General features: G+C 64.8%; 13 protein-coding genes. 2 read left to right on the top strand and 11 right to left on the bottom strand.

All coding sequences use genetic code 11. The features are described 5' to 3' along the window. Window positions 1–4 precede the first annotated feature (4 nt). The 9 genes from hscB to HWX22_RS07520 all read right to left on the bottom strand — a co-directional run bounded on the left by hscB (window position 5) and on the right by HWX22_RS07520 (window position 6,545). Window positions 5–532, bottom strand: coding sequence for a Fe-S protein assembly co-chaperone HscB (hscB, locus tag HWX22_RS07560; protein ID WP_034176899.1), 528 nt, complete (start codon window positions 530–532; stop codon window positions 5–7). Between the two features lie 94 nt (window positions 533–626). Further along, window positions 627–950 carry an iron-sulfur cluster assembly protein IscA gene (iscA, locus tag HWX22_RS07555; RefSeq protein WP_011885413.1) on the bottom strand — a complete coding sequence of 108 codons (324 nt, stop codon included), beginning with the start codon at window positions 948–950 and terminating at the stop codon, window positions 627–629. Between the two features lie 64 nt (window positions 951–1,014). Beyond that, a complete protein-coding gene (gene iscU / locus HWX22_RS07550; RefSeq protein ID WP_009691729.1) occupies window positions 1,015–1,422 on the bottom strand; it encodes a Fe-S cluster assembly scaffold IscU in 408 nt (135 codons plus the stop codon). 68 nt (window positions 1,423–1,490) lie between these two features. Then, window positions 1,491–2,714, bottom strand: coding sequence for an IscS subfamily cysteine desulfurase (locus tag HWX22_RS07545; protein ID WP_175915328.1), 1,224 nt, complete (start codon window positions 2,712–2,714; stop codon window positions 1,491–1,493). Window positions 2,715–2,777: 63 nt separating this feature from the next. After that, on the bottom strand, window positions 2,778–3,317 hold the full coding sequence (gene iscR / locus HWX22_RS07540; protein ID WP_009691731.1) for a Fe-S cluster assembly transcriptional regulator IscR: 540 nt from the start codon (window positions 3,315–3,317) through the stop codon (window positions 2,778–2,780). A 119-nt stretch (window positions 3,318–3,436) separates the two neighbouring features. Continuing rightward, window positions 3,437–3,919, bottom strand: a complete 483-nt coding sequence (locus HWX22_RS07535) for a low molecular weight protein-tyrosine-phosphatase (RefSeq protein WP_175915327.1) — start codon at window positions 3,917–3,919, stop codon at window positions 3,437–3,439. A 101-nt stretch (window positions 3,920–4,020) separates the two neighbouring features. Further along, window positions 4,021–4,248: a hypothetical protein gene (locus tag HWX22_RS07530; RefSeq protein WP_059817843.1), complete on the bottom strand. Its 228-nt coding sequence runs from the start codon at window positions 4,246–4,248 to the stop codon at window positions 4,021–4,023. 127 nt (window positions 4,249–4,375) lie between these two features. Continuing rightward, the gene (locus HWX22_RS07525) at window positions 4,376–5,788 is read right to left on the bottom strand and encodes a lactate utilization protein B (protein WP_175908672.1); all 1,413 of its coding nucleotides are present in this window, start codon (window positions 5,786–5,788) and stop codon (window positions 4,376–4,378) included. A gap of 34 nt (window positions 5,789–5,822) precedes the next feature. Beyond that, entirely contained in the window at window positions 5,823–6,545 is a 723-nt protein-coding gene (locus HWX22_RS07520; protein ID WP_175915326.1) for a (Fe-S)-binding protein, read from the bottom strand. 183 nt (window positions 6,546–6,728) lie between these two features. On the opposite strand from HWX22_RS07520, the gene HWX22_RS07515 reads away from it, so the two are divergent. Beyond that, window positions 6,729–7,538, top strand: a complete 810-nt coding sequence (locus tag HWX22_RS07515; RefSeq protein WP_059535866.1) for an IclR family transcriptional regulator — start codon at window positions 6,729–6,731, stop codon at window positions 7,536–7,538. Between the two features lie 101 nt (window positions 7,539–7,639). Here HWX22_RS07515 and pbpG read toward each other — a convergent pair whose 3' ends face one another. Beyond that, on the bottom strand, window positions 7,640–8,791 hold the full coding sequence (pbpG, locus tag HWX22_RS07510; protein WP_175908674.1) for a D-alanyl-D-alanine endopeptidase: 1,152 nt from the start codon (window positions 8,789–8,791) through the stop codon (window positions 7,640–7,642). 653 nt (window positions 8,792–9,444) lie between these two features. Here pbpG and HWX22_RS07505 point away from each other — a divergent pair. Next, complete coding sequence (locus HWX22_RS07505) at window positions 9,445–10,011, top strand: phasin family protein (protein WP_059450463.1); 567 nt, start codon at window positions 9,445–9,447, stop codon at window positions 10,009–10,011. A gap of 236 nt (window positions 10,012–10,247) precedes the next feature. Here HWX22_RS07505 and lpdA read toward each other — a convergent pair whose 3' ends face one another. Beyond that, complete coding sequence (lpdA, locus tag HWX22_RS07500; protein ID WP_175908675.1) at window positions 10,248–12,017, bottom strand: dihydrolipoyl dehydrogenase; 1,770 nt, start codon at window positions 12,015–12,017, stop codon at window positions 10,248–10,250. Window positions 12,018–12,220 lie beyond the last annotated feature (203 nt).

The raw sequence follows: 12,220 nt of genomic DNA, 5'->3' as shown, positions 1-12,220 counted from the left end.
GCGGTTAAGTTTCGAGGCGCTCGATCTGCGCGCCCACTTCCGACGCGACCCGTTCGATGAACATCAGCTGACGCACGGCTTCGGCGGCGGCCTGATCGGCGGCGCTGTCGAGCAGCGTGCCGAGGCGCTCGAGGCGCACGCGCTTTTCGTCGCGCAGCTCGGCGAGCAGCGCATCGAGCGCGTCGACGTTGCGGGCGGCCGCGGCATCCTCGATGCCTTCGCGCCACTCCATCTGCTGCATCAGGAACGCGGGCTCCATCGCGGTATTGTTTTCGGCACCGATATCGACGCCGCGCAGCGACAGCAGATAGGTCGCGCGCTTCAGTGGATCGCGCAGCGTGCGGTAGGCTTCGTTCGCACGGGTCGCCCATTGCATCGCGATGCGCTTTTGCGCGTCGCCGGCCGCCGCGAAGCGGTCCGGGTGAACCTGCGTCTGCACCGTGCGATACGCGCTGTCGAGCGCAGCCTCGTCGAGAGCGAATTGCGCCGGCAGGTGAAACAGATCGAAGTGGCTGTCTTTCAGCGAAACCATCGTCGCGTTCAATTCCGGTTCGTCGCGCGGCAAACGCCGCACATTAAAAAGGCGGCTCGTGCCGCCTCTTGCCCGCATCGCGCGGATACCCGCGTCACACGCGGAACGATTCGCCGCAACCGCACTCGTCCTTGACGTTCGGGTTGTTGAACTTGAACCCTTCGTTCAGGCCTTCGCGTGCGAAGTCGAGCTCGGTGCCGTCGATGTACGCGAGGCTCTTCGGGTCGACGACGACCTTCACGCCATGGCTCTCGAACACCTGATCCTCGGGGGCCAGTTCGTCGACATACTCGAGCTTGTACGCGAGCCCCGAGCACCCGGTCGTGCGAACGCCAAGCCGCAGGCCCACACCCTTGCCGCGACGGACGAGGTATTTCTGGACGTGCTGTGCTGCTTTTTCGGTCAGTGTAATTGCCATGATGTCCTTGCCGCGGCGCGCCACCCGGGCCCGCCGCGTTCCTTCACAAGCCGCTCGATGCCGCTCAGGCCGCTGCCTGATCGCCTTCCTTCGTGTCGTGGCGCTTCTTGTAGTCGGCCACGGCTGCCTTGATCGCGTCTTCCGCGAGAATCGAGCAGTGAATCTTCACCGGCGGCAGGGCCAGCTCTTCGGCGATCTGCGTGTTCTTGATCGACAGCGCCTCGTCGAGGGTCTTGCCCTTCACCCATTCGGTCACGAGCGAGCTCGACGCAATCGCCGAACCGCAGCCGTACGTCTTGAACTTCGCGTCTTCGATCACGCCGTCCGCGCCGACGCGGATCTGCAGCTTCATCACGTCGCCGCAGGCCGGCGCGCCGACCATGCCCGTGCCGACCGCGTCGTCGTCTTTCGCGAACGAACCGACGTTACGCGGGTTTTCGTAGTGATCCAGAACCTTGTTGCTGTATGACATGACTCAGACTCCTTGACTCGTTACGTCTGCGTGCGCAAATCCGCCCGCGAATGTATTCAATGCGGTGTTCAGTGTGCGGCCCATTCGATCGTCGACAGATCGATGCCTTCCTGGTGCATTTCCCAGAGCGGCGACAGTTCGCGCAGCTTCGCGATCTTGCTGTTCAGCAGTGCGATCACGAAGTCGACGTCCTGCTCCGTCGTGAAGCGGCCGACCGTGAAGCGGATCGAGCTGTGCGCGAGTTCGTCGTTGCGGCCGAGTGCACGCAGCACGTACGACGGCTCCAGCGACGCCGACGTGCACGCCGAGCCCGACGACACCGCGACGTCCTTGATCGCCATGATCAGCGACTCGCCTTCGACGAAGTTGAAGCTGATGTTCAGGTTGTGCGGGACACGGTGCTCCATGTCGCCGTTCACGTACGTTTCCTCGATCTGCGACAGGCCGCGCAGCAGCTTGTCGCGCAGCATGCGGATGCGCTCGTTCTCGGTCGCCATTTCTTCACGCGCGATGCGGAACGCTTCGCCCATGCCGACGATCTGGTGCGTCGCCAGCGTGCCTGAACGCATGCCGCGCTCGTGGCCGCCGCCGTGCATCTGCGCTTCGATGCGCACGCGCGGCTTGCGGCGCACGTACAGCGCGCCGATGCCCTTCGGACCGTAGGTCTTGTGCGCCGAGAACGACATCAGGTCGACCTTCAGCTTCGCGAGGTCGATCTCGACCTTGCCGGTCGACTGTGCGGCGTCGACGTGGAACACGATGCCCTTCTCGCGGCAGATCTCGCCGATCGTCTCGATGTCCTGGATCACGCCGATCTCGTTGTTCACGTGCATGACCGATACGATGATCGTGTCCGGGCGCAGCGCGGCCTTGAACACGTCGAGGTCGATCAGGCCGTCTTCCTTCACGTCGAGATAGGTGACTTCGAAGCCGTCGCGCTCCAGCTCGCGGCAGGTGTCGAGCACGGCCTTGTGCTCGGTCTTCACCGTGATGATGTGCTTGCCCTTGCCCTTGTAGAAGTTCGCGGCACCCTTGATGGCGAGGTTGTCCGATTCCGTCGCGCCGGACGTCCAGATGATCTCGCGCGGATCCGCGTTCACGAGCGCGGCCACCTGCTCGCGCGCTTCCTCGACCGCGCGTTCCGCGTCCCAGCCGTATGCGTGGCTGCGCGACGCCGGGTTGCCGAACTGCTCGCGCAGATACGGCACCATCTTGTCGACCACGCGCGGGTCGACCGGCGTCGTCGCGCTGTAATCCATATAGATGGGCAGGTGGAGAGTCTCTTGGGTCATCTGTCGCTCCGGGAATTCTGTGCAGGGACTATGTGCGTTATGGGGTGTGCGGCGCGTTCGCGCTCACGAACTCGCGATGTTGAACACCGAATTGGGACCGAGCGGCATCGTGCGCACCGGTTCGGCCGGCGCCGCGACGGGCTCCGGCGTGCGCCGGTCGCGCAGCACCGCGGGTGCGCCTTCGCGTGCGCGCTGCTGATCGACGAGATCCTGCAACGATACCGAATCGAGGTATTCGACCATTTTCTGGTTCAGGGTCGACCACAGCTCATGCGTCATGCAATGGCCGTCGGGCTGCTTCGAGCCGTCGCACGTGCCTTTGCCGCCGCACTGCGTGGCGTCGAGCGGTTCATCGACCGCGATGATGATGTCGGCGACGGTGACGTCCTGCGCGCGGCGCGCGAGGTTGTAGCCGCCGCCCGGGCCGCGCACGGATTCGACGATTTCATGCCTGCGCAGCTTGCCGAACAGCTGTTCGAGATACGAGAGCGAAATCCGCTGGCGCTGGCTGATGCCTGCAAGCGTCACCGGGCCCTGCTCCTGGCGCAGTGCCAAGTCAATCATCGCCGTGACGGCGAAACGGCCTTTGGTGGTGAGTCTCATGGTGTCTAGGGGACTGCAATCTTGACGATTTTGGTCAAGTATAAATATTTGACGGTTTTAGTCAAGTATCCATGTCTTCGACAGGGTATTCGCAGATCGCTGAATACACCCCGCCGCGATCAGCGTGCGGCGCCGCTCTGGAGGGTGTCCAGCAGGCCCGCGCATGCGCGCTCGACCTGGTCGAGCACCTGTTCGAAGCCCTGCGCGCCGCCGAAATAAGGATCCGCCACTTCGGTCTCGGTCGCGCCCGGCGCGAATTCCATCAGGAGGCGCACCTTGTCGCGATGCTCGGGCGGGCAGCGCCGCCGCAATTCCGCGAAATTGGCTTCATCCATCGCCAGCAGCAGATCGAACCGCTCGAAATCCACCGCGCTCACCTGCCGCGCCCGCAGCGCCGACAGGTCGTAGCCGCGGGTGCGGGCCGCCGCCTGCGCGCGCGTGTCGGGCGGCTCGCCGACGTGCCAGTCGCCGGTCCCGGCCGAGTCGATCGCGATCCGATCGGCCAGCCCGGCCGCATCGACCTGGTGGCGCATCACGCCTTCGGCCGTGGGCGAACGGCAGATGTTGCCGAGACAGACGAAACAGATCGCAACGCGGGTCATCGCACTATCGAAAAGCCGCGGCGAACCGCGCGGAAGAAGAACGCGCCATTATACAAAGGCGCCCGGAATCGCGCCGCCGCGCAAAGCGACGGCGGCGTGCCTTACAGCGCCTTGGGTGCGGCGAGCACGACGTCGCCGGATACGGCCGGCAACGGCTTCGCCGCGTCGCCGACCAGCCCGAACGACACCGCGCGCGCGAGCTCGGCCGATGCCTGATGAACGGCGAGCGGGCCACGCGACGGCGCGTCGGCCATCGCGTGCAGATAAGCGACAGCGGCGAGCGGAACAACGATTGCCAGCGGCCAGTACATCGATATTGTCTTTCTCATGATGCGGCTCCTTGACCTCATGCCCCGAAACCCGATTCCGGGGACTACAGGCAGGATTCTATAGACCGCACCTATCGAGATAAATACATGAATAGCGAACGCACTGTTGTCGCTCGATGAACAGTCGTCAGCCGAGATGGCTTTGCGATGCCGCGTACAGTTCGCGGAAGGTGCGTCCGGTCGGCGTCGGCATGTCGCGCGTATCCATCCAGCCGCCCATCATCGGCAGCCGCCGCAGCGTGCCGCCGCTGCCGCCCAGCCGCTCGAGGATGCGCACCGCGAGCTTGGTCGTGAGCGCGTACAGCATCGGCCGGCGCGCGACAAAGCCCCACGCGGCGAGCGCGGCGCGCTCGCGCCACGGCCTCAGATGCCGCTCGACCTGTTTCTCGCGCAGCGTGCGCAGCAAGTGCGACAACGGGATCCCGGCCGGGCACACGCTGTCGCATTCGCCGCACAGCGTCGCGGCCTGCGGCAAGTCGAGCGCTCGGTCGAGCCCCACGTAGCTTGGCGTCAGCACCGAGCCCATCGGGCCCGGATAGACCCATCCGTACGCGTGCCCGCCGACCTTCTGATATACCGGGCAGTGGTTCATGCATGCGCCGCAGCGGATGCAGCGCAGCATCTCCTGGAACTGGCCGCCGATCAGTCCCGTGCGACCGCCGTCGACAAGCACCACGTAGTTGTGCTCCGGACCGTCCTCGTCGCCGGGGCCACGCGGCCCGGTGAGCAGCGAGAAATAGTTCGAGGTCTTCTGCCCGGTCGCCGAGCGCGGCAGCAGACGCATCGCGGTCGCGAGATCCTCGAGCGTCGGCAGCACCTTCTCGATGCCCGTCACCGCGACATGCACGCGCGGCATCACCGTGCACATCCCTTCGTTGCCTTCGTTCGTGACGACCGCGACCGACCCCGTCTCGGCGATCACGAAGTTGCCGCCCGTCACCCCCATGTCGGCCGACAGGAAATGCGGACGCAGCACCTCACGCGCCTCGCGCGTCATGTCGGGAATTTCGGTCAGCCGCTCGCGGTGGTGCGTGCGCGCGAACAGGTCCGCAATCTCGTCCTTGTCCTTGTGCACGACGGGCGCGATGATGTGGCTCGGCGGCTCGTTGTCGTTGATCTGCAGGATGTATTCGCCGAGGTCGGTCTCGATCGACTGCACGCCCATCTCGGCGAGCACCGCGTTCAGGCGCATTTCCTCGGACACCATCGACTTCGTCTTGATGACCTTCTTCACGTCGTGGCGTCGCGCGATGTCGGCGACGAGCCGCGCGGCGTCGGCGGTCGTTTCCGCGAACAGCACCGTCGTGCCGCGCCGCGTCGCCTCGCGTTCGAACGCCTCGAGCCACACGTCGAGATTCTCCAGCGCACGGTTGCGGCGCGCCTTCAGCGCGTCGCGCGTCGCCTGGAAGTCGATCGCGGTCATCGCGTCAGCGCGTGCGGACACGAATTTCGTCGACAGCTTCTTCAGGTTCTGCTGCAGGCGCTGGTCGGCCAGCTTCTGGCCGGCGCGAGCCTTGAAATGCATCGATTGGACTTGCATCGCGGTATCGGGGAAAAGTGAGCGGAACCGGGCGTCAGACGTCGCCCGCCAGCACCTGCGCGACGTGCAGCACGCGCGTGTCGCGGTCGCCCATGCGGCGCAACCGCCCTTCGATGTTCAGCATGCAGCCGAGATCGCCGAGCACGACGGCGCCTGCGCCGGATGCGCGCACGTTCGCGCATTTCTCATCCGCGATGGCCGCCGAAATGTCGCCGTACTTGACCGCGAACGTGCCGCCGAAGCCGCAGCAGTGCTCGCAGTCCTTCATCTCGGTGACGGCCACGCCACGCTGCGCGAGTAACGCGCGCGGCTGCGCCTTCACGCCGAGCTCGCGCAGGCCCGAGCACGAGTCGTGATAGGTGACGGGCCCCGTGAATTCGCCGGGCGCGAGCGTCACCTTCGCGACGTTCGCGAGGAAATCGGTCAGTTCATAGACTTTCTGCTGAAATCGCGCATAGCGCCCCATCAGTTCGGGGTCGTCGCGGAACAGGTCGCCGTAGTGCGTGCGGATCATGCCGCCGCACGAGCCCGACGGCGCGACGACGTAGTCGAACTGCTCGAACTCGCGCAGCGTCTTTTCGGCGAGATCGCGTGCGAGCACGCGGTCGCCCGAGTTGTAGGCCGGCTGGCCGCAGCAGGTTTGCGCGGGCGGCACGAACACCTCGTAGCCGGCTTCGCGAATCAGTTTCAGCGCGGAAAAACCGATTTCCGGACGCATCAGGTCGACCAGGCAGGTCACGAACAAACCGACTCGCATATGCGCTCCTTCGAGAAAACGGCTCTCATTATCCGCCGTTTGGCCGGCAAGACCAACGCCGGCGCGTGCGCAAGCATGCACGGCCGGAAACGAGGACTTCCTCGAACGGCGTTCGCTTTTTTCACGATACGAGATACAATCGACGCAACCACCGCTTGATGCGTCAACCGATTCCCCCCCGACATGAGCCAACCCACCCCGGATTCCAAAACGTCGATCCAGGTGATCGAACGCATGATGCGGCTGCTGGACGCGCTCGCCGCGCACAGCGACCCCGTCAGCCTGAAGGAGCTTGCGCAGCGCACCGAGCTGCATCCGTCGACCGCGCACCGCATCCTCAACGACATGGTGACCTGCCGCCTCGTCGACCGCTCCGACCCCGGCACCTACCGGCTCGGCATGCGGCTGCTCGAGCTCGGCAACCTCGTGAAGGCGCGCCTGTCGGTACGCGACGCCGCGCTGATGCCGATGCGCGAACTGCACCGCCTGACCGGCCAGACCGTGAACCTATCGGTACGCCAGGGCGACGAAATCGTCTATATCGAGCGCGCGTATTCGGAGCGCTCGGGGATGCAGGTCGTCCGCGCGATCGGCGGCCGCGCGCCGCTGCACCTGACGTCGGTCGGCAAGCTGTTTCTCGCAGTCGACGAAACGTCGCGCGTGCGCGCCTACGCGACGCGCACCGGGCTGTCCGGCCATACGCAGAACAGCATTACCGACATCGCGAAGCTCGAGCGCGAACTGACGCTCGTGCGCCAGCAATCGTGCGCGCGTGACAACGAGGAACTGGAGCTGGGCGTGCGCTGTATCGCGGCCGGCATCTACGACGACTCGGGCAAGCTCGTCGCGGGTCTCTCGCTGTCGGCACCGGCCGATCGCCTGCAGGACGCGTGGCTCGGCCAGTTGAGCCGCACCGCCCTCACCATTTCGGAATCGCTCGGCTATCGGCCGGAGCCCGCGAAGGACGCCGAAGGGCTGCAACGGCACGCATGACCCGCACCGCCCGCCGCACGGCGGCCGGACGAAAAAAAGCCCCGCGATTGCGGGGCTTTTTCTTTGCGGCGAAGGTACGGCGGCGAACCGCCGTGGCACGATCAGGTGCCGCCGCTCGCCGTGTTGGCCGCCGTCAGGCGCTCGCCGCCGCCGGCGTCGAGCCAGTTGCGCAGGCGCGCCGCGTCGGCGAAACGCGAGTACTTGCCGAACGAATCCAGCAGCACCATCACCATCGGCCGGCCGTGGATCGTCGCCTGCATCACGAGACATTCGCCTGCCTCGTTGATGAAGCCCGTCTTCTGCAGGCCGATGTCCCACGAGCCGTTGCCGCGGATCAGCGCGTTCGTGCTGTTGTAGACCAGGTTGCGCTTGCCCGTATTGACGTCGTACGTGCGGTCGGTCGAGAACTGGCGAATCATCGGGTACTGGTACGCCGCGTTGACCATCTTCACGAGGTCGCGCGCGCTCGACACGTTCGAGCTCGACAGACCCGTCGAATTCTCGAAGTGCGTGTCGTTCATGCCGAGCGACTTCGCCTTCGCGTTCATCGCGGCGATGAATGCGGGACGGCCACCCGGGTAGTAGCGCGACAGCGCGGCAGCGGCACGGTTTTCCGACGCCATCAGCGCGATGTGGAGCATGTCCTCGCGCGACAGGACCGAGCCGACCGACAGGCGCGAGCCCGTGCCCTTCTCGTAGTCGCGGTCTTCGTCGGTGACTTCGAGCTGGTCGGTCATCGGCGATTTCGAGTCGAGCACGACCATCGCCGTCATCAGCTTCGAGATCGACGCAATCGGCACGACGGCGTGCGAATTCTTGTCGAACAGCGGCTCGCCGGTGTTCTGGTCGACGACGTATGCGACGCTCGAGCGCAGCGCAAGCGCGTCCGGCGTGTCGTGCAGGCCGAATGCCTGACCGACCGTCGGGCGACGCGGCTGGAACGCGACCTTGCGCACCGCACCGCGGTGGCCGTGCACGTTCGACGCGAGCGTCGCGCGCTTGCGCGTTGCCTTCGGCGCATCGGCCGACGCGACGTTGGCGGATTTCGCGGAGGCGGCCTTCACCGTCTTCTTCTTCGCCGAAGATGTGGAAGCGGCTTTCTTGGCGGCCTGGTGGGTCTTCGCAGTGGCGGCAAAGGCGTCAGCGGGTGCGACGGACGCAGCGGTCGCCAGCAAGGCGACGGCGACCGACACAGCCGTGCTGAGCGTCATGCTCTGCAACAATCTGCGCGGTGAAAACGATTCGGCTTTCATTGGGGTCTGGACAAAGCGGGCGGGAGTTTCCGCAAGTGTAGTTAAAGCTGAAAAAAAGAGCAATATTAGGCACTTACCGATCGTCGTTAAACCGGAATGTAAGAGTTGACCAACGACGAGTCGATCAACCCTCCCGCTCCCATCGAAAAAATTGATGAGATGCGCTGCCCGACAGCACCCGTCTCCCGATTACCACACGGTTAATTGAGATAACGTCACTTTGGCGACGAATTAAAGCGGGGAAAGTACGTACCCGGCGCTCGGTGTGCCTGCGGCACCGGTGTCGACCGCGGCGGCGGCACATCGCCACGGCACGCGCAGTGAAACGGCGCGCTTTTCGACAGGAACAGAAGCATAACGTTCCACATGCCTGTCAGGTTTACCTGTGCATGATCATGGTGCGCCGCGCCTTCCCCGGCCCGGTGCGCACCATGTGGGACCACGCCTGAAACCGATTCCGGATGGGCCTGATAACTCGTTGTTTTATCGATAATTTGTCGCGATTGTGCAACGCACAAAAAATACTTGACAAGCGTTTTCTCTGCCCTAAAATACGACACATTGCTGCGTTGCACAAAGCACGCGGATCCGTGGTTCCCCAGCGTAGTGCCCCTTACCCTGCGATCGACGCGATCGCTTTTCAGGAGCTTGACATGTCCTTGCTGACCCCCGAGCAAATCGCCGCCGCACAGAAAGCCAACCTCGAAAGCCTGTTCGGTCTGACGACCAAGGCGTTCGAAGGCGTCGAAAAGCTGATCGAACTCAACCTGCAGGTCGTGAAGTCGTCGCTGGCGGAAAGCCAGGAAAACGCGCAGCGCCTGCTGTCGGTGAAGGACGCGCAGGAACTGATCGCGCTGCAAGCGAGCCTGTCGCAGCCGGTCGCGGAAAAGGTGCTGTCGTACAGCCGTCACCTGTATGAAATCGCCTCGTCGACGCAAGCCGAGTTCGCGAAGGTTGCCGAAGCGCAATTCGAAGAGCAGAACAAGAAGGTCCAAGCGCTCGTCGACAACGTCGCGAAGAACGCCCCGGCCGGTTCGGAAACGGCTGTCGCCGCCCTGAAGTCGGCACTGAACGCAGCGAACACGACGTACGAAACGGTCCAGAAGGCTGCCAAGCAAGCCGTCGAGATCGCCGAAACGAACTTCAACGCGGCTGCCGCTGTCGCGACGAAGGCTGCGAGCGCTGCTGCATCGCGCCGTTCGAGCAAGCCGGCCGCGTAAGCGTCCCCTGCTCCTGAAAAAGCCGCGCACTGCGCGGCTTTTTTTCGTTTCCGGCGTCGGAACATCCGGGCATCCGGGCATCCGGGCATCCGGGCATCCGGGCATCCGGGCATCCGGTCGTCGCCGGCGCGTTGGGGCACTGCCGTCGGCTGCGGCAAAAGAAAACGCCGCCGTCCGGATATCCCGGGCGGCGGCGTTTTTTCGTGGCCGGCACGAGGCCGGCCATGCCGGTCGCGTTACTTCTTGCGTTGCGGCGGCAGGTCCGTGCAGACGCCTTCGTACAGCTCGGCGGCCATGCCGACCGATTCGCCGAGCGTCGGGTGCGGATGGATCGTCTTGCCGATGTCTTCCGCGTCGGCGCCCATCTCGACGGCGAGACACACTTCGCTGATCAGGTCGCCCGCGTTCAGGCCGACGATACCGCCGCCGATCACGCGATGGGTTTCCTCGTCGAAGATCAGCTTCGTGAAGCCTTCGTCGCGGCCGTTCGCGATCGCGCGGCCCGATGCGGCCCACGGGAACACGGCCTTGCCGTACTTGATGCCTTCGGCCTTGCACTGGTCTTCCGTCTTACCGGCCCAGGCCACTTCCGGATCCGTGTACGCCACCGACGGGATCTGCAGCGCGTCGAAGTACGCCTTCTCGCCGTGTGCAGCTTCCGCAGCAACGTGGCCTTCATGCACGGCCTTGTGCGCGAGCATCGGCTGACCGACGATGTCGCCGATCGCGAAGATGTGCGGGACGTTCGTGCGCATCTGCTTGTCGACGTCGATGAAGCCGCGGTCGGTGACCGCGACGCCGGCCTTGTCGGCACCGATCTTCTTGCCGTTCGGGCTGCGGCCCACCGCGACGAGCACGAGGTCGTAGCGCTGCGCTTCCGCCGGCGCCTTCTCGCCCTCGAACTTCACGTAGATGCCGTCTTCCTTCGCTTCCGCGCCGACCGTCTTGGTCTTCAGCATCACGTTGCCGAAGCGCTTCGCGTTGTACTTTTCCCAGACCTTCACGAGATCGCGGTCCGCGCCCATCATCAGGCCGTCCATCATTTCGACGACGTCGATCTCGGTGCCGAGCGTCGAGTACACCGTCGCCATTTCGAGGCCGATGATGCCGCCGCCGATCACGAGCATGCGCTTGGGCAGCTGACGCAGTTCGAGCGCGCCCGTCGAATCGACGACGCGCGGGTCTTCCGGCATGAACGGCAGCTTCACTGCCTGCGAGCCGGCGGCGATGATCGCCTGCTTGAACTTGACGACCTTCTTGCCGTTTTCGCCCTGCACTTCCATGTGATACGGATCGACGAATGCGCCGACGCCGGTGACCACTTCGACCTTGCGCGCCTTCGCCATGCCGGCGAGGCCCGTCGTCAGCTTCTTGACGACGCCGCCCTTGAAGTCGCGCAGCTTGTCGAGATCGACCTGCGGCTTGCCGAACGAGATGCCGTGCGCCGCGAGCGCTTCGGCTTCCTCGACGACGAGCGCCGTGTGCAGCAGTGCCTTCGACGGAATGCAACCGACGTTCAGGCAGACGCCGCCGAGCGTCGAGTAGCGTTCGACCAGCACCGTCTTCATGCCGAGGTCGGCTGCGCGGAACGCGGCCGAATAGCCGCCGGGGCCGGCGCCGAGCACGAGCATGTCGCACTCGATGTCGGCTGAGCCGCCGTAGCTGCCGGCTTGCGGCGCGGGTGCCGGAGCGGCGGCGGGCGCAGCGGCCGGAGCCGGTGCTGCGGCCTTCGCGGGTTCGGCTGCTTTCGCCGGAGCGGCGGCGCCTGCCGAAGCTTCGACGATGGCGATGACCGTGCCTTGCGAGACTTGCTCGCCGGCCTTGACCTTGACTTCCTTGACCGTGCCGGCGACGTCGCTGGGCACTTCCATGGAGGCCTTGTCCGATTCGAGCGTGATGAGCGTTTGCTCTTTTTCGATCACGTCGCCCGGCTTCACGTTGACTTCGATGACATCGACGCCGCTGAAATCGCCGATATCCGGAACCTTGACTTCGATGAGACTCATTACTGTCCCCTTCTTGATTAGCTGCAGACAGAGAGGGAGCCGCTCGCGGAAGAACTACGGCCTGACAAGAGAACGCACACTTGGGCAGGACCACCTTTGCCGTCCGCCCAAGGACGCGCCTTTCTTTTGGTTACTTTTCTTTGGAAGACAAAGAAAAGTGACCGCCGCCCCGCGCAGGGGCGACGCTAGCAGACCGTCAAGAA

The sequence above is a fragment of the Burkholderia sp. BCC1638 genome (genome assembly GCF_902833195.1).
Lineage (GTDB): Bacteria > Pseudomonadota > Gammaproteobacteria > Burkholderiales > Burkholderiaceae > Burkholderia > Burkholderia diffusa.
This window is presented reverse-complemented; position numbering and strand designations above follow the sequence as displayed.